The 16,936-nt window shown below is 40.3% G+C and carries 16 protein-coding genes; 6 read left to right on the plus strand and 10 right to left on the minus strand.

Translation table 11 applies throughout. From position 1 onward, the window contains the following. Positions 1 to 49: 49 nt before the first annotated feature. From DMZ48_RS18200 to DMZ48_RS18220, 5 genes are all read right to left on the minus strand, one after another. Positions 50 to 1,234, minus strand: coding sequence for a C40 family peptidase (locus tag DMZ48_RS18200; RefSeq protein WP_143956604.1), 1,185 nt, complete (start codon positions 1,232 to 1,234; stop codon positions 50 to 52). A 173-nt stretch (positions 1,235 to 1,407) separates the two neighbouring features. Further along, positions 1,408 to 2,100 (minus strand): head GIN domain-containing protein, encoded by a 693-nt coding sequence (locus tag DMZ48_RS18205; protein WP_143956605.1) that lies wholly within the window; start codon positions 2,098 to 2,100, stop codon positions 1,408 to 1,410. Positions 2,101 to 2,133: 33 nt separating this feature from the next. After that, entirely contained in the window at positions 2,134 to 3,846 is a 1,713-nt protein-coding gene (locus tag DMZ48_RS18210) for a PspC domain-containing protein (protein ID WP_143956606.1), read from the minus strand. Continuing rightward, positions 3,839 to 4,183 carry a PadR family transcriptional regulator gene (locus DMZ48_RS18215; RefSeq protein WP_143956607.1) on the minus strand — a complete coding sequence of 115 codons (345 nt, stop codon included), beginning with the start codon at positions 4,181 to 4,183 and terminating at the stop codon, positions 3,839 to 3,841. Before DMZ48_RS18215 ends, DMZ48_RS18210 begins: the two co-directional genes overlap by 8 nt. A 131-nt stretch (positions 4,184 to 4,314) precedes the next feature. After that, entirely contained in the window at positions 4,315 to 4,785 is a 471-nt protein-coding gene (locus DMZ48_RS18220) for a DUF4870 domain-containing protein (protein WP_143956608.1), read from the minus strand. Between the two features lie 190 nt (positions 4,786 to 4,975). Here DMZ48_RS18220 and DMZ48_RS18225 point away from each other — a divergent pair, with 190 nt between their 5' ends. Next, positions 4,976 to 5,431 (plus strand): DUF4442 domain-containing protein, encoded by a 456-nt coding sequence (locus DMZ48_RS18225; RefSeq protein ID WP_143956609.1) that lies wholly within the window; start codon positions 4,976 to 4,978, stop codon positions 5,429 to 5,431. A 120-nt stretch (positions 5,432 to 5,551) separates the two neighbouring features. Then, positions 5,552 to 6,349 carry a TIGR00266 family protein gene (locus DMZ48_RS18230; protein WP_143956610.1) on the plus strand — a complete coding sequence of 266 codons (798 nt, stop codon included), beginning with the start codon at positions 5,552 to 5,554 and terminating at the stop codon, positions 6,347 to 6,349. Positions 6,350 to 6,353: 4 nt separating this feature from the next. Here the strand turns inward: DMZ48_RS18230 and DMZ48_RS18235 are convergent, their stop codons facing one another. Then, positions 6,354 to 7,634 (minus strand): D-alanyl-D-alanine carboxypeptidase/D-alanyl-D-alanine-endopeptidase, encoded by a 1,281-nt coding sequence (locus tag DMZ48_RS18235; protein WP_143956611.1) that lies wholly within the window; start codon positions 7,632 to 7,634, stop codon positions 6,354 to 6,356. A 213-nt stretch (positions 7,635 to 7,847) separates the two neighbouring features. On the opposite strand from DMZ48_RS18235, the gene DMZ48_RS18240 reads away from it, so the two are divergent. The 3 genes from DMZ48_RS18240 (at position 7,848) to acs (ending at position 11,341) form a co-directional block, all read left to right on the plus strand. Then, complete coding sequence (locus DMZ48_RS18240) at positions 7,848 to 8,045, plus strand: hypothetical protein (protein WP_143956612.1); 198 nt, start codon at positions 7,848 to 7,850, stop codon at positions 8,043 to 8,045. Between the two features lie 245 nt (positions 8,046 to 8,290). Next, the gene (locus tag DMZ48_RS18245; RefSeq protein WP_143956613.1) at positions 8,291 to 9,244 is read left to right on the plus strand and encodes a phosphoribosylaminoimidazolesuccinocarboxamide synthase; all 954 of its coding nucleotides are present in this window, start codon (positions 8,291 to 8,293) and stop codon (positions 9,242 to 9,244) included. 183 nt (positions 9,245 to 9,427) lie between these two features. Continuing rightward, positions 9,428 to 11,341 (plus strand): acetate--CoA ligase, encoded by a 1,914-nt coding sequence (acs, locus tag DMZ48_RS18250; protein WP_143956614.1) that lies wholly within the window; start codon positions 9,428 to 9,430, stop codon positions 11,339 to 11,341. 30 nt (positions 11,342 to 11,371) lie between these two features. Here acs and DMZ48_RS18255 read toward each other — a convergent pair whose 3' ends face one another. From DMZ48_RS18255 to DMZ48_RS18270, 4 genes are all read right to left on the minus strand, one after another. Beyond that, complete coding sequence (locus DMZ48_RS18255) at positions 11,372 to 12,040, minus strand: 3'-5' exonuclease (RefSeq protein ID WP_143956615.1); 669 nt, start codon at positions 12,038 to 12,040, stop codon at positions 11,372 to 11,374. Next, the gene (locus DMZ48_RS18260) at positions 12,037 to 13,956 is read right to left on the minus strand and encodes a DUF294 nucleotidyltransferase-like domain-containing protein (protein ID WP_143956616.1); all 1,920 of its coding nucleotides are present in this window, start codon (positions 13,954 to 13,956) and stop codon (positions 12,037 to 12,039) included. The genes DMZ48_RS18255 and DMZ48_RS18260 overlap by 4 nt, the downstream gene beginning before the upstream one ends. A 91-nt stretch (positions 13,957 to 14,047) precedes the next feature. After that, entirely contained in the window at positions 14,048 to 14,599 is a 552-nt protein-coding gene (locus tag DMZ48_RS18265) for an NUDIX hydrolase (RefSeq protein ID WP_143956617.1), read from the minus strand. Positions 14,600 to 14,604: 5 nt separating this feature from the next. Next, a complete protein-coding gene (locus DMZ48_RS18270; RefSeq protein WP_143956618.1) occupies positions 14,605 to 15,693 on the minus strand; it encodes a M42 family metallopeptidase in 1,089 nt (362 codons plus the stop codon). Between the two features lie 100 nt (positions 15,694 to 15,793). Here DMZ48_RS18270 and DMZ48_RS18275 point away from each other — a divergent pair, with 100 nt between their 5' ends. Next, positions 15,794 to 16,498 carry a DUF4294 domain-containing protein gene (locus DMZ48_RS18275; RefSeq protein WP_143956619.1) on the plus strand — a complete coding sequence of 235 codons (705 nt, stop codon included), beginning with the start codon at positions 15,794 to 15,796 and terminating at the stop codon, positions 16,496 to 16,498. Positions 16,499 to 16,936: the final 438 nt, after the last annotated feature.

Below are 16,936 nucleotides of genomic sequence, written 5' to 3' on the forward strand. Positions count from 1 at the left end.
AGCCGAAGATTATTCTTCGGCTTTTTTATTTGGTTTATCGCTGATAAATTCAGAAAATATCTTCCTGACTCAGGTCGATTACTCCTTTACCTCCTGTTTCCAGTATACGTTTTGATCTCAGATATCTTTTACGGTTGTATGAATCATAATTCGGAGCATCCGGGTCCATACTACTGATACGAACCATTCCGGACGAATGAATGAACTCATTATTTCCGATCCACATTCCTACATGGATCACGCGTTCACTTCCATCATCATTCTTTCTTCCAAAGAACAATAGATCTCCTGGCTCTAATTTACTGAAATCACCCGAGCTATCGATTAATTCACCTGAAGCAACCTGCTGACTTGCATCACGAGGTAATACGATTCCGTTTAAATAATAGATGGTCTTGGTGTAACCACTACAATCGACTCCTTTGGGAGATGTTCCTCCCCAAAGATAGGGGAGTCCCATTAAGGATTTTGCAGTACTGATTAGTTCTGCTGCGGTTAAAGTTGGTTTCTCCTGCCAGGATTTATATCTTTCTGCAGTATTTGTTGGAATATAACCGTTTCTTCCATCAGGATATTCAAATTCAAAATATCCGTTCACTTCACCTTTTATGGGCAATAGGGCACCGGCAACCAGGTCAGAGATTACAGGAGCATCAGCCTCTGGAGATGCATAGGCCCATCCACTGTTGTTAAGGTAGATAAGTTTCTCGGTATTCTTATAGTTCTCATATTGTTCACTGTTCAGCAATTGTAGTCCGCCTCCATCTATCCAGGCGATGTATTGATCGGGTGTTTGGATCAAAAACCAACCTCCGGAACGCTTGAGTACTTTAACAGGGGTGCCTAAAGTAGCCTGGGTTGCCAGTTCGGCTGAATGCCCGGGTTGCGATCTGATATTTCCAACTGAAATATTGATAATCCCATAGATGCTATCGTTCAGGGATTGGGAAGGCAGTCTCTCGATACTATCGGTAAATTGTATATGCTGACCATCCAGTTTTTCCTGAAGAGCCTTGATCGCTTCAGGTTTATCAGACTCACCCTTGAGGATAAGCATGCCGTTATCATTTACGCTCTCGATATTAAAGATTGCCACACGTTTATCAGGAGCAAACCGGGAACGAACTTCTGAGATGTCTTCATTGATCAGTTTCAGGTTGTCCTTTGGTTCACAGGAAAACAGGGAAAGTGCCAGACAGGATAAGGGCAGGATATATTTGCGTATATCAGTCATATTGTTTGTTAGGATTTAGGTTTATCGGTTAATACCATGCAATTTAAAATTTTAGTTGAAATAATACCTGTTCGGACATAAAATAGCGATGGTTTGTATAAAAAAAAGACGGAACTTTTGAAGGTTCCGTCTTTTTGGTTGGTTATTAAAGAAATGAAAGCTTGTTTTATTGATTAATCGTTCTTTACGATCTCAGCACTTCCACTAATGTGAATACTTCCGCCGGAGCTAGTCTTTTTAGTAACTTTTTCTGTAGCATTAATCGATATATCTGCTCCACTACTGGCGTTCGCAATTGCAGTTTTAACCTGCAGATCGTCTGCATTGATATCACTTCCGCTGCTGGCATCGGCATTGATGCTGTTTGCGGATCCAACGACACGAATATCTGCGCCACTGCTGGTGTTGCAATGTACATCATCTGCTTTGATCTCTACTTTAAGATCAGCTCCACTGCTTGCGCTGAGAGAAATATTATCTGATTCTACCAGCCCCATACTTTCAAGATCGGCACCACTGCTAACGGAGAGTTCACGTAAACTCGGAACGGTTACAAATATTTTTTTAGAGCGTGCCTTCCCGATTGGATCCTTACAATGAATTCTTAAGGTGTTATCCGAAACTTCTGTTAAGATCAGAGGCATGATATTCTCATCGGCTTCAACTTTAACTTCGGTAGTTGCACCTTGTGACACCACTACATCTAGTCCTTCAGAAGCATGGATCTTATCGAACCCGCTTACTGACCGGGATTCGGTTACTACATTTCCGTTACCCTGTGCCCCTGAAAAATTGAGTCCGAGGTTACAGGAGGCCATGAAAGCCGATAGTACGAGGGCTGTGATTACTTTGATTAATGTGCTCATTTTTGATTGTTTTTTGATGATTGATTTGTATTTCTACTGAACCTTTAGCGTATCTGTTTTTGGTTGTATTACGCTATCGGTCTTGATATTTTCCTTAATTGAATCAGCATCTCCGGCTTCATCGGTGGTCTCTACCTGATCTTGATCTTTAGGTTCATCACCTTCTTCGGTTTCTAACTCGGCACAATCGAGACAGTTCAATTCACCATCGTCGGTCATCTGCCAAAGGTGATCGATCATCATCGAACGATAATAATCGCGGTCGTTTTCAATACTTCCTATATGACCGTAAGTACTTTTTTCCAGTTTCACGATCCCGCCTACAGGCACATAGATATATACTCTGGCTTGTTGTTCCCGATATTTATTCTCAAAGTTAGTGGTTAAATAATCATCGAGAAGTAATTTGTTACCATTTAATGAGTATGAAAAATCAATTTTTTCTGCCCGGTCGGTCGCATCTTCATAATTTCCACCTTTCGCCTCTTTGAGAATCTCAAGTTTGGTTTCACCTTCCTCAGCCTTTTTGATATAGAATCGAATATCATCGGAATACAGTTTTTTAAAGTCTCCATCCATTACGATATCGAATTCACTGTTTCTGAGATAACGACTATCATAATAGCTGTTTGAGCGCATACCTACGATCAGGGTGTCCTGTACATCCATGGTCAGCGGCTCGGTCTGCAAATGTCGCCCGGAGAATGAATGTTGTGATGCGATGTTGATTCCCATGCCGATTAGCGCAGAAACTGCCAGTATCCAAATACCCAGTAATGAATATTTAGCGAAATTACCCATAGAGTTCATGTTGTCGACCAGAATCTTAAGTCCGAGATAGAATAACATAAAGAAAGGTATTCCAACAGCCAGGAACAACAGAAGCGACATCACCCATAGGGGTATATCCACGGCCAGATTTACAAAGTCAGTCCAGTGATGATTGCCAAAGAGATCTACGGAACCGGCAGTAAACAGACCAACAAATAGCGCGATTAAGGCTACAGCAGCAACGAGTAGCAGGATAATCCCGATAAATTTTCCAATGATCTTCAGCAGGAATACCAGGATATTACCCACTGTATCGAAAAAAGTTCTGGAACCATCCTTTACATTCTTTCCCATGCGATCGTAGTCAACGCTCTTCACTTTATCAGCGACGTTGTCGAAGCCCTCCTTGATCTTCTTTTCGATATTACTGATATTCACAGGTTCTCCGGTCATGGAAATTTTCTCAGAAGTTGTTGATGCTTCCGGTACCAGCACCCAGAATAGTATATACGCTATGATTCCAAATCCTGCGGATACGATGGTAGTGATAATGAATATCAGACGAACCCAAAGTACATCGATACCGAGATAATATCCCAATCCGGAACAAACTCCACCCACATATTTATTATCCGGGTCTCTGAATAGTTTTTTGGCGGATTTTGTCGTGTACTCCGAACTTTGTCCGGGTTCATCCGAAAAGATCTCTTCATCAACCATATAATCTTCAGGTTGTCCCATGATGGCGATGATCTCATCAACCTGTTTCATCGTGATCACCTGACGCTCATGTTCAAGCCTTTCGCTGAAAAGCTCGGCTATTCTTGCCTCTATATCGGATAAGATCTCATCTTTACCTTGAGTGTTAGCGAATGATCGCTTAACCGCGTCAAGATAATGTTGCAACCTTTGATAGGCATCCTCATCTATATGAAAGAATGTATTTGCAAGATTAATATTTATGGTCTTATTCATCGTTAGTGTTTTTTTGTCGTGTTACTAAATTTACTGCATTTCGCAGTTCCTCCCAGGTGGAATTAAGCTCTGACAGAAAGTTTTTTCCTTCCTCGGTCAGGGCATAGTATTTACGAGGTGGCCCTGAGGTAGACTCCTCCCACCTGTAATTGAGGAGGCCGGCATTTTTCAACCTCGTCAGCAAAGGGTAGATAGTACCCTCCACCACAAGCATTTTGGCATCTTTAAGCGTTTCCAGGATTTCAGAGGCATATTTATCTTCTTCCTTTAGGATCGACAATATGCAGTACTCCAAAACACCCTTTCGCATCTGTGCCTTTGTGTTCTCTATATTCATAGTTTCATTGTACTTTAAATTGAACTGTTCGTTTTTTGATCTTTGGATCTTTCATTGTCTGATGATTGATGTTGATTGATTAATGTTGATTGATTGATTGATTGATTGATTGATTGATGAATGAACTGGCGTTATTTGATTAGTTTCATTGTAATTGGATAATTATAGGTAATTCCCTGACTCGATCGCATGGCAGCGATAATGGTACAAAGGATGTCGATTACCATCAGTGCAAAAAGCAGGAGCCCCATTACACCTACCGGGATCAGCTGAACACCCATATCCATTAGGGAGGCAACTGGCAGGTCGATGTCGTGTACATTGTGGTCCAGAATGTTTGCAAGTTGTATAAAGTCTATTGCACTGAAAAACAAGAACGGAATAGAAGCAATACCCAGAATTAGGCTGTATATCAAAATACTTATCTGGAAGTTCAGTGCCTGTTTACCGTTGTGGTCTATGAAAGCTGACCGATCTTTATTCGATACCCAAAGTATCAGTGGTACGATAAAATTTCCAAAGGGTATGAAGTATTTGGAAAAAGTTGTAATGTGGATGATTGAAGCCACATTACGATGTTGTTTGGTGATGGTGTCATCCATGATGATCAGGTTTTTTGATTGATGATTAATAACCTTAATTGGTTATAGCAACTAATTTACAATACAAATATATAGTTAAAAGAAGGTATTATGCAAAACATAGTACCTAAATTTAACATTTTATTAAGATTTAGATGGTTAGGTGATATCCTTTAATTTGAATAAATTGTGCACTATAACCCGTGTAATTATGAAATTAACTCCGGAAAAGCTCAATCAGTTCTCTATGATAAAATTACCCTCAGCCTGGCTATGTGGAGTAAGGGTAAGCGCTATCGATGATAGCCGATGTGTGACATCTGTGCGGCACAGGTGGATCAATCAAAACCCGTTTAACAGTATGTTTTGGGCAGTACAGGGAATGGCAGCAGAATTGTCAACCGGCGCCATGTTGATCGGTAAGATCAGGGAATGCGGAAAACCGGTTAGTATGCTGGTGGCTAACAACAAGGCAAACTTTTCAAAGAAAGCCAAAGGTAGGATTACCTTTGAATGTTTGGATGGCGCGGTCATAGATCAGGCGTTAACTGCTACATTGGCAACGGGAGAGGGGCAAACCTTTTGGATGGAATCAATTGGAAAGGACGAAAAAGGAGACGTAGTTTCCACCTTTCAGTTTGAGTGGACCATAAAATTGCGATCCTGATCTCTAAAAAAATGTGAGGCTAATTAGAAATGATTTAATGTGTTATTTTAAAAAAAATAAACGCTCTTGTAACTTTTTTCATCGATTGTAAACCTATAATAGAATCAAAATACGATAAAAATGACCGCACACGAAATTGACTACCATATCTATGGTGAGGAAATGCAATATGTTGAGATCGAACTCGATCCTCAGGAAGCTGTAGTTGCAGAAGCAGGAAGCTTTATGATGATGGATCAGGGCCTCCAGATGAATACCATCTTTGGAGACGGATCGAATCAGGATAATAGTGTACTCGGAAAATTATTTTCAGCCGGGAAACGATTACTTACCGGTGAAAGTCTATTCATGACTGCTTTTCTGAACACCGATATGACCAAAAGAAAAGTGAGCTTTGCATCACCGTATCCAGGAAAGATAATTCCTGTCGACCTGACAAAATACGGAGGACGATTCATTTGTCAGAAAGATGCTTTTCTTTGTGCTGCCAAAGGAGTTTCTGTGGGTATTGAATTCTCCAGAAAACTTGGAAGAGGCTTATTTGGGGGTGAAGGTTTTATCATGCAGAAACTGGAAGGCGATGGAATGGCTTTCGTTCATGCTGGTGGAACCTTATCGAGAAAGGAATTGCGTGCCGGTGAAGTTTTGAAAGTCGATACCGGTTGTATCGTAGGTTTCACAAGCTCGGTAGATTATGACATCGAATTTGTGGGAGGTATTCGAAATACCATATTTGGTGGTGAAGGACTTTTCTTTGCAACACTGCGAGGACCCGGAGTGGTTTACATTCAATCGTTACCCTTCAGCAGATTGGCAGGCAGAATTCTGGCTTCGATACCACGTGGAGGAAAAGACAGGGGGGAAGGCAGCATTCTTGGAGGCCTTGGCGATCTTCTTGATGGTGATAACCGGTTTTAGTGTATCAATAATTACTTCGGAGATATTCGAACATTTGCTCCATGTTATATTTTACAGTAGTGGTAGCTTCCCGGTAATGGTTATTCATGAAACTGAATATCAATACCCTTCCGCTTTCTGTGATCAGATAACCACTGAGGTTATAATTATTGCTTAAACTTCCTGATTTTGCGTAGATGTATGGAGTTGTTGATGACTTAAAGTTATTCTTCAGGGTTCCTGATTCTCCACCCGCCGGGAAGAATTTTTGTAGCTGTTCAAACGAATATTTCTTATATAATTGTAAGAGTACATAGACCATGGATTCCGGTGTGAACAGATTATATCTCGATAAACCGGATCCATCAACCCATCTGGGTTTTTGCTTTAACCCGCTCAGAGAATTGTTGAGAACATGATCGATGATCTTACGGGTAGTCATTGTATCCAATACGGTCTCCGCGCTCATAAGCAATAATTGTTCAGCGATGAAATTGTCACTTTCAAGCATCATTTTCTTTAGTATACTATCCCTGCTCTGGTCGTAAAAGATCTCAGGGGTCTCCATGAATAATTGATCTTTCATAATTAGTTCTCCTGAGATTGTTTTTCTCAGGATCTTAGCGATTGCAGCGGTGTCTGGTATAAAAGGAATTTGCAAGGTATCGTCACGTTTGTTCTGAACTTTATAAACGTTTTCTTTAGGAGCCCGGCGGGAATAGGGGAGTGAATCATAAACCGGAAATACATCTGGTATAAAATCGGGATAATGATCTGGTAAAAGCCAAACAACATTCCCGTATAATGGCAGTGAACTTCGCATAGCGCTATATCCGTAATCATAATCATCCCATGCCCAACCCGGACCATATGATTGTTCCTTGAAATTATCCGTGCTTAGTTTGATATACCTGAATTTATTCAAAAATTCTAAGGTTTCCTGCTTACTGAAATCAGGGTGAAGGAATGCCGGATTTCCGGTTCCTCTTATGTATAAGGTGTCCTGGTCATAGTTATATTTCAGGGAAGGCACTTTTTCAGGTAAATATTCCAACGAAGTATAGAAAGTAAAGATCTTGGTGTTACTGGCAGGAATAAAATATTTATCGGCATTAGATTTAAAAAGGGTGTCTTGGGTTTCCGGATCGAATACCATAATTCCTGTAAATTGATTCTGAAATGAATCCTTTCTGAGGTCCTGAGTCCATTCCTTATTCAGCTTTCGTGAGGAATGACTTGCACAACCCGTAAGAGTTGCCAAAATAATGAGGAGAATACTGCGTTTGATCATAGTAAGAATAAACATACATATCCGTTTTGATATCGGCAAATAAATTTTTGATCGCGATTTTAAGAAAAATTTAATTTCATCAGTTATATAAGAAATTCACTGATAATTCGTTAATAATTAGACCCTATAAGATTAAATGTACATTTTACGCATGTTATTTTTAACAATATAATATTGATATGTATAAAAAGTTTGAAGTATATTTAGAACAACCAAATACTAAAAAAAATGCCTAGAGCTATGTTTGAATATACCGTAACGGTATTGCAGAAGGTAAGCTTTGATTCTATTCTCTTTTGCAGAGAATTGGAGAAAGCAGCAAAGCGATTGTTGCCACATGAATTGGATGAACTACGCATCTGGCTGGTTCATTACATTCAGGGTAAACCGCAATTATCAAATTCATTGATCTATTTAAAAGTATAGCTATATAAATGCCATCTGTTAAGGATGGCATTTTACTTTTACAGATCAGTTGTCAATGGTAAGCTGCCCGGGTCGGATGCGAAATTAATTTTGCATCCGTAAGGAATTATTTTTCATATGGCAACCATTTCGCTATGCATTAAAATTATGCCTTTCATTATCTTTTAAAGCTGATTTTTCATTTTTCACATGTCAATTAATGGTATATTTGCGATGGATTTACCATATAATATAATTACAAAACAATGAGTAATACGATTACTTCCACTAACTATAATTTTCCAGGGCAAACCAACGTATATAAAGGAAAGGTAAGAGAGGTCTATTCACTTGAAAATGAACTTTTGGTGATGATAGCGACCGATCGTCTTTCTGCTTTTGATGTGATCATGCCTAAAGGGATTCCTTATAAAGGACAAATATTAAATCAGATCGCCACCAAGATGATGAAGGCAACTGAAGACCTGGTGCCTAACTGGCTGACAGCGACTCCTGATCCTAATGTCGCGGTTGGTAAAAAGTGTGAGCCGTTTAAAGTGGAGATGGTAATTCGAGGGTATCTTTCAGGTCATGCAGCAAGAGAATATAAGGCTGGAAAACGTTTGTTATGTGGTGTGCCAATGCCTGAAGGGATGAAAGAGAATGATAAGTTTCCGGAACCTATCATTACCCCGGCAACGAAAGCGGAAAAAGGGGATCATGATGAGGATATTTCAAGAGAGGATATTCTGAAAAGAGGGATCGTTACTGAAGCTGATTATGTGATCCTGGAGAAATATACGAGAGCACTCTTTCAAAGAGGTACTGAGATCGCAGCAGATCGCGGACTTATCCTGGTAGATACAAAATATGAATTCGGTAAAACTGCATCAGGCGAGATCGTATTGATCGATGAGATCCATACGCCGGATTCATCGCGTTATTTTTATGCCGAAGGTTATCAGGAAAGACAGGACAAGGATGAATCTCAAAAACAGTTGTCGAAAGAATTCGTAAGACAATGGCTGATCAGTAATGGTTTTCAGGGGCTGGAAGGACAACAAATTCCGGAAATGACAGATGCGTATGTGGAAAGTGTTTCTGAACGTTATATAGAACTCTATGAAAATATTACCGGAGAGAAATTTATCAAAGCGGATATCGATGATATCGATGAACGTATCGAGCAAAATGTTCTTAACTTTTTAGGAAATAGTTAAATTCTCTTAATTAGATATATAAAAGCCCTGATTTATCAGGGCTTTTTTTATTAAATTATCAATTTTACGTATACTTGTTCTGTAGTTTATCTTTCGATAAGCTGAGTAGCCCTTACCACCGTAACCAAACGGATTCCTTAGTTTAAGGGGGCAAAAATTCATAAACCAATTTTGCTTTAAAGAATGAGTAATTATCACATTAAAAATTTTGAAGAGTACTTTCAGATCTACCGAAAATCAGTTCGGGAGCCTGAGAATTTCTGGGGAGAAGTTGCAGAAGAACATTTCGTATGGCGAAAAAAATGGAATAGCGTACTGCAATATGATTTTTCCAAACCTGAATTCAAATGGTTCGAAGGAGCCAAATTGAATATTACGGAAAATTGTATCGACAGACATTTAATGACCCGGGCAGATAAGACCGCTATACTTTTTGAACCAAATGACCCTGCAGAGCCTGCGCAGCATATTACGTATGCTGAGTTGTCAAAACGTGTGAACAAAATGGCAAACGTTTTGAAATCACAGGGGGTCAAAAAAGGCGATCGAGTTTGCGTATATCTCCCTATGATACCTGAATTAGCAGTTACATTACTTGCGTGTGCCCGAATCGGAGCCATACATTCTGTGGTTTTTGCTGGATTCTCTTCCACGGCACTCGCTACCCGTATCAAGGATGCGAGTTGTAAAATGGTGGTCACCAGTGACGGCTCATACAGAGGTAGCAAAACGATAGATCTGAAGGGTATTGTGGATGAGGCTGTAGCTCAATGTGATTCGATAGAAACCGTTCTTGTAGTTAAACGTACTGGGGAGGCAATACCGATGGAAGAAGGACGGGATCAATGGCTGGAGCCGCTGTTGGATGAGGCCTCAACCACATGTGAACCTGAGATCATGGATGCTGAGGATCCTCTTTTTATCCTATATACATCTGGATCAACCGGGAGACCTAAAGGGATGTTACATACAACAGCGGGGTATATGGTATATACCGCTTATACCTTTAAGAACATATTTCAATACAAAGAAGAGGATATATATTGGTGTACAGCCGATATCGGATGGATTACAGGGCATAGTTATATAGTGTATGGTCCTCTGGCAAATGGAGCGACTACCATTATGTTTGAAGGCGTACCTTCTTATCCGGATTTCGGAAGATTCTGGGAGGTGGTTGAGAAACACAGAGTAACTCAGTTCTATACAGCTCCTACAGCGATCAGAGCTTTGGCCAAGGAAAATCTGGATTATGTAAATAAATACGATCTTACCTCGCTCAAAGTGCTGGGTTCGGTAGGAGAACCTATTAATGAGGAAGCATGGCACTGGTATAACGATAATATTGGAAAACAGAAATCTCCGATCGTGGATACCTGGTGGCAGACCGAGACCGGAGGTATTATGATCTCGCCCATTCCGTACGTAACCCCAACTATTCCTACCTATGCAACGTTACCGATGCCCGGAATCCAACCTGCATTGATGGATGAAAGAGGGGAGGAGATCAAAGGAAATCTCGTAAACGGAAGCTTATGTATCAAGTTTCCATGGCCTTCCATGGCAAGAACGATTTGGGGTGATCATGATCGTTACCGGGATACGTATTTCTCTGCTTTTAACAATTGTTATTTTACAGGTGATGGCGCCTTAAGAGATGCAGTAGGTTATTACAGAATTACCGGTAGAGTGGATGATGTGGTTATCGTTTCCGGACATAATTTGGGAACCGCCCCTATAGAAGATGCCATCAACGAACACCCGGCAGTCGCTGAATCAGCTATCGTTGGATTCCCTCATGATATCAAAGGAAATGCGCTGTACGGATTTATTATACTGAAAGAATTCGGAGAGACTCGTTTAAGGGAGAATTTAAGAAAAGAGATCAATCAACAGATTACCGAGCATATAGGTCCGATAGCGAAACTTGACAGAATACAGTTCGTTCCAGGCTTGCCAAAGACAAGAAGCGGTAAGATCATGCGTAGGATCCTGAGAAAAATTGCCTCGAATGACACTTCCAATCTTGGAGATATCAGCACATTGCTGAATCCTGAAGTTGTGGAACAGATCATAGCGGAAGTGATTCTGGAATAAGATACTTAAAAATACTTCAATTGTTCGGAGCTATCTGATCTTGAGGAGATCCTTGAGTGTGGTAGCTCCTGATTTTTTCAATTTGCTCAAAATTTTTAGAAAAGCAATAGCAGTGATCATCGCATCTCCGGCTGCAGTATGACGGTCTTTGGTGCTTATGACAAGTTTTTCGGCTACTTCATCAAGGCTGTATCCTCTTGTTTTATCTACAAAATTTGAATTGATTAGGGTAGATCGATAGAGCGGCATAGTGTCCAGAACACTGTTCTTCAAATTCGGTAAATGCATCCTTTTCAATCCGTGATTGATCATACCCAGATCAAATCCTGCATGATGCGCGACGATAACAGCATCTTCGATATATTCCAGGAACTTTGTCAGGGCATCCGCTTCCGTTTGCATCGTTACCTTTTCATTGCGAATGATTCCATGAATAGCTACGGTTTCAGGATTAAAACGTTCTTGTTTGATGTAAATTTCAAAGGAATCAGCAACATCGATGACATTATTCTTTAATCCGATCGCTCCGATACATAACATGCGGTCTTTTCGGAAATCGAATCCGGTGGTCTCCGTATCAAGCACGACAAAGCGAATATCTTCGAGTTGTTGCACTGGTTTGTCGGAAAACTTGGCGGCATAGCTTTTCCAGAATTCCGGATATTCCGGCTCTTCCTTTTTTTTGAACCAGCGAATCATAGGAATGCGGTAATTTTAAATCTGATCTTTAGTAATTCCTGTACGTCGTGAATGGACTTAAAACAGCGTTTAAGTTTCACTTTTTCCTCTTTGGTTAAGGTGTCCAGTTCGATGAATCGACCACTGTCGTTATGTAGAATCCCTTGTTTGGTTCTGAATTTCAACAATGCCTTGCTGGCATAGGAACAGGATAGATAAAGTTCCTTGTTCTGTGGTTCCAGTTCGGCTAGTTTCTCAAAACGTTCTGCCGTATTGTTGATATTCTTTACCTGATACTGCAGTATCAATACCCTTGCAGCATCTGTGATCGGCATTATAGCTCGCTTTTTAAGATCGAAGAAATCTTTATGTTCGCCGTTAGACTCAACCAGAAATTGTCGAAAGAATCCAAGAGGTGAAGGATTTCGAAGAGCAGTATTTGCCAGGGTATTGACGAATAATTTGTGATTGTTCGTCAATTTAAAGATCGTATCGGAAAGTTCATTGGTGAGTCTCACATCCCCATAACTAATATCATAATCAAAGAAGATCGAACTTAACAGGATCTCATCATCGCCGGCCTCGGTGATCCAGTTCTTAAACTGTTCTTTCCATTCTTTAAGAGACAGGCACCATCTTGTATTACTGGCCATCATATCTGCAGGGCAGTATTCAAAACCTATAGCGTTGAGTCGCTTGGTTACTTTTTTAGCCAGCGTTAAGAAATATTCACGGACTTCTTCCAGCTCTTCAGGTTTTACGTCCTGAAACACGATTGCATTATCCTGATCGGTGGTTAACAGCTGTTCCTTTCGTCCCTGACTTCCCAGAGACATCCATGCAAATTTGACCGGAGGCTGCCGGTCCATTTTCAATATACTACGTTCGATGACTCTTTTTATGGTAGCATCATTCAGTTCGAACATGATCTTTGAAACATGGGTCATCGGTATATTGTGCTGGATATAGCCATTCAGCAGCATCATAATTCTACTGCGTATGTTTTTGAGATCTTTTGTTTTTCGGGAACGCTTAATGGCTTTCATCAGCACTGAAGGATTATTTCCCTGACTCACTATGATATCATGTTCCGAAACTATCCCCACAGCTTTACTGTTTGGAGTTCCATCTTTAGTGATGCAGATATGACTGATATTATGTTTCATCATAGTGATCTGAGCCTGAGCAATCGTTATGCCTTTAGGATAACAGATCACCGGTTTAGACATAACCTTATCAACGGTCACATCGATAGGATATTTACCGACTGCGATCGTTAGGCGCAGGTCTTTATCGGTGATGATGCCAACAGGGCATTCATTTTCTATTACTATGACCGATCCAACTTTGTTTTGTGACATCTTTATCGCGACATCTTTGACGGTTTCCTCACGGGTACAGCTGACAAGATTCTTAACAAAATGAGCGGGTTGTAATTCATATAATTGTGCGGTGGATTCAAATGCTTCCTCACGTCCGGTGTAAAGCATATCATGGTGTTCCTTGGAAAAAGGGGTTTGTGTATTGGATGCAAAGCTTTCAATAAGGAATTCACCCATACGCTGATTATCCAGTACCATGGGTTTAAAGATGGAGATCGGAATAGCATAAAGAATACTTTCTTCTGCAGCGATGGAAGTGATCATATAACTTTCCTTTGCAAATAAAGGTCGTAATCCGAATATATCGCCTTCATCACATTTATCGAGATTTTCGATTTTCCCGTTATTGTTGCGCTGAATATCTATAGCGCCTTTATGCACCACATAGAATTGATCATGACCTTTCTGACTTTCCTCAAAGATCACTTTTCCTTTTTCGACATAGATCACCTTGACTTCGGCCGCTATCTCTGATAATTGCGATGTTTTAAGCAGATCAAAAGGAGGGTAACGTTTTAGAAAATCTGCGATTCTTTCAGCAATGGTATTTCTCATTCGTTGAAGGGTATGATGGAATGTAAAGATAGGCGGAATTGAGCTAATGTGGAAAACCCGACAGACTTCCGGTCAGGTTCAGACCGGAAGCTTATTGGGATATATTTTTTAAGGCCGGGAAAACAAGATTCTGGTAATTTTCATCGTGAGGGACAAATGAACAGAGGTTTTCCGGGTCTTTCAGGAAATCTTCATAGGCATTTACAGAGATGAAGCGGATGGCATGAACTTCCTCATGCTGTAACTTCAGATCATCGAAAGGAACTTTTAACGGGCAGAGATACACATAATGCATTTCACGGTCGATGATACCATTATTATGGCGAACTTCATGGCGATTGGTTCCAATGAATTCAAGGTCCTCGATTTCCACCTGCATTCCGATCTCTTCTTCCAGTTCTCTAAGCGCTGATTCAGCTGGATCTTCACCAGCACCGATATGACCAGCAACTGAAACATCCCACATTCCGGGGAAGGTGTCTTTTGAGAACGATCTCTGTTGAAGAAGAATTTTACCATCGGCATCATAAACCCAAACATGAATGGTTGGGTGTAGTAATCCCAACCTGTGGGCTTCAGACTTCATGAGCTGTTTACCGCTGATGGCTCCGTCTTCGTTAAGTATGTCTATGAGTTCATCCATTGAGATCAGTCGAAATAACTGAAACTTTGATTCGGTTTAATTTTAAGCACGGTTTCGTAAATCAGCCGTATAACATTCTCAACATCATCACGATGTACTGTTTCCACGGTTGTGTGCATATATCTCAAAGGTAGTGAAATTAATGCAGATGCCACACCTCCATTACTATATGCGAATGCATCGGTGTCGGTTCCGGTAAAACGGGAACTCGCCATACGTTGGAATGGGATCTCATTTTCCTTAGCGGTTTCCAGGATCAGTTCTCTTAATTTGTTCTGAACAGCAGGTGCATAGGAAATAACCGGACCTTTACCGATTTCTGTATGACCTTGCTTTTTCTTTTCGATCATTGGAGTGGTGGTGTCGTGACATACATCGGTAACGATGGCCACATTGGGTTTGATCGTTTGTGTGATCATTTCGGCACCTCTCAGACCGATCTCCTCCTGAACTGAATTAGTGATATAGAGTCCGAACGGAAGATCTTTTTTATTTTCCTTAAGTAAACGCGCTACTTCAGCGATCATAAATCCGCCAGCTCTGTTATCGATAGCCCTGCAAACAAATTTATCTTCATTCAGGATGAAGAATTCATCGGGATACGTGATAACACATCCGACATGCACGCCGAGTTTCTCAACCTCTTCCTGGTCTTTAGCCCCAATATCGATAAAGATATTATCGAGTTTTGGAGTTTCCTCCTTACTGTTATCACGGGTATGTATAGCCGGCCATCCGAAAACACCTTTAACGATGCCTTTATCTGTATGGATGTGGACAACTTTTGAAGGGGCGATCTGATGATCACTTCCTCCGTTACGGATTACATAAATGAGTCCGTTCTCAGTGATATAATTCACATACCATGAAATTTCATCGGAATGTCCTTCGATCACTACTTTGTATTCTGCTTCCGGATTGATAACCCCTACGGCAGTTCCGTAGGTATCGGTGATAAAAGTATCTACATAAGGTTTCAGATATTCCATCCAGATCTTTTGTCCTTCCCATTCGTATCCGGTAGGAGAAGGGTTGTTCAGATATTTTTCCAGAAACTGGATAGATTTGTCGTTCAGTATTTTCTTTTTCGTCATATATCCTTAATTAAATGATATAACGAAAATAAGAATATTCACATATATTTTATAGTGACAACATTGGGAATTATTTAATTTTGGAGCAAATCGATCGGTCTTGAGAAAGCTAATATATATAATAGTATGTCTGATAACTACCGCTACCTGGTCTCAGGTCCGAAAGGATCGTGATACGATAAGGCGTGATGTTGAGGATTCTATTGCCAAGCCCGTATTTTTTTTCGATGGAGATTCATTACCGAGGAATGAAGTAGAGTTGGAGCCGGTCTTTATATTTCAGCCTTTACGGTTCAATTCTTATAATGAGAAATTGCGCTATTACATATTGCGGAAAAAGACCTTAAAGGTATATCCGTATGCTAAAATGGCTGCAGAACGATTGACGGATCTGAACGATCGATTGTCCAGGATCAGGAACCGATCAGACAGAAACAGGTATACGAGAATCGTCCAGCGGTTTATAGAAGATGAATTTTCTGCCGAATTAAAGAAACTGACGCGTACGGAAGGACAGATCCTGGTGAAGCTTATCTACAGGCAAACCGGTGTAACTACATTCGATCTCGTAAAGGAACTTCGCAGTGGATGGAGAGCTTTCTGGTATAATACGACTGCGAAGATGTTCGATATCTCTTTAAAAGAGGTCTATGACCCGGATAATGTACATGAAGATTATCTAATAGAAGATATTTTACAAAGAGCATTTGCTTCAAACCGGTTGGAAAAACAAGAGTCGGCACTGGATTTTGATTATGCCAATCTATCTAATAAATGGAGAGACAGTACTTTACATCAAAAATAGTTGTGCTGTTTATAATTTTTTCTTTATCTTTGAAGTCCGCTTAATTCAAAACCTACCTACTATTGTAACCTGAGCTAAGGCTCATTTTTTTCTGTAAGAGAGTAGAGTTCTTTTTCATATACAAAGATCATTTTGATTTATTTTCACTTGTAATTCATTGATTATTAAGGGTGGAAATTATGCGGCAAAATTTTTCTAAAAAATCCTTTGCAGGTATGGAAAAAATAGTTCTATATTTGCACCCGCTTTCGGGTTGAAGGTCGCTTGTCAAGAGCGGTATTTACGAGGAAAGACGTTCATTTACAGAGTGGTGCAGAGTGGTTGAGAAGGGATTGAAAATTTTTTTCAAAAAGTTCTTGCGAGATCAAAAAATGGTTGTAGTTTTGCACCCCGCTACTGAAACGAAAGTTACGGCGGCGGCGAAGTTCTGAAGAGGTT

This window comes from Robertkochia solimangrovi (assembly GCF_007279655.1).
Lineage (GTDB): Bacteria > Bacteroidota > Bacteroidia > Flavobacteriales > Flavobacteriaceae > Robertkochia > Robertkochia solimangrovi.

What these genes read in the sequence shown, in the direction of transcription:
- DMZ48_RS18225 (WP_143956609.1), top strand. Translation starts at nt 4,976, where the DNA reads ATGAAATTAACTCCGGAAAAGCTCAATCAGTTCTCTATGATAAAATTA.
- DMZ48_RS18260 (WP_143956616.1), bottom strand. Translation starts at nt 13,956, where the DNA reads ATGAGAAATACCATTGCTGAAAGAATCGCAGATTTTCTAAAACGTTAC.
- DMZ48_RS18205 (WP_143956605.1), bottom strand. Translation starts at nt 2,100, where the DNA reads ATGAGCACATTAATCAAAGTAATCACAGCCCTCGTACTATCGGCTTTC.
- DMZ48_RS18270 (WP_143956618.1), bottom strand. Translation starts at nt 15,693, where the DNA reads ATGACGAAAAAGAAAATACTGAACGACAAATCTATCCAGTTTCTGGAA.
- DMZ48_RS18230 (WP_143956610.1), top strand. Translation starts at nt 5,552, where the DNA reads ATGACCGCACACGAAATTGACTACCATATCTATGGTGAGGAAATGCAA.
- DMZ48_RS18200 (WP_143956604.1), bottom strand. Translation starts at nt 1,234, where the DNA reads ATGACTGATATACGCAAATATATCCTGCCCTTATCCTGTCTGGCACTT.
- DMZ48_RS18245 (WP_143956613.1), top strand. Translation starts at nt 8,291, where the DNA reads ATGAGTAATACGATTACTTCCACTAACTATAATTTTCCAGGGCAAACC.
- DMZ48_RS18240 (WP_143956612.1), top strand. Translation starts at nt 7,848, where the DNA reads ATGCCTAGAGCTATGTTTGAATATACCGTAACGGTATTGCAGAAGGTA.
- DMZ48_RS18215 (WP_143956607.1), bottom strand. Translation starts at nt 4,183, where the DNA reads ATGAATATAGAGAACACAAAGGCACAGATGCGAAAGGGTGTTTTGGAG.
- DMZ48_RS18220 (WP_143956608.1), bottom strand. Translation starts at nt 4,785, where the DNA reads ATGGATGACACCATCACCAAACAACATCGTAATGTGGCTTCAATCATC.
- DMZ48_RS18265 (WP_143956617.1), bottom strand. Translation starts at nt 14,599, where the DNA reads ATGGATGAACTCATAGACATACTTAACGAAGACGGAGCCATCAGCGGT.
- DMZ48_RS18210 (WP_143956606.1), bottom strand. Translation starts at nt 3,846, where the DNA reads ATGAATAAGACCATAAATATTAATCTTGCAAATACATTCTTTCATATA.
- DMZ48_RS18255 (WP_143956615.1), bottom strand. Translation starts at nt 12,040, where the DNA reads ATGATTCGCTGGTTCAAAAAAAAGGAAGAGCCGGAATATCCGGAATTC.
- DMZ48_RS18235 (WP_143956611.1), bottom strand. Translation starts at nt 7,634, where the DNA reads ATGTTTATTCTTACTATGATCAAACGCAGTATTCTCCTCATTATTTTG.
- acs (WP_143956614.1), top strand. Translation starts at nt 9,428, where the DNA reads ATGAGTAATTATCACATTAAAAATTTTGAAGAGTACTTTCAGATCTAC.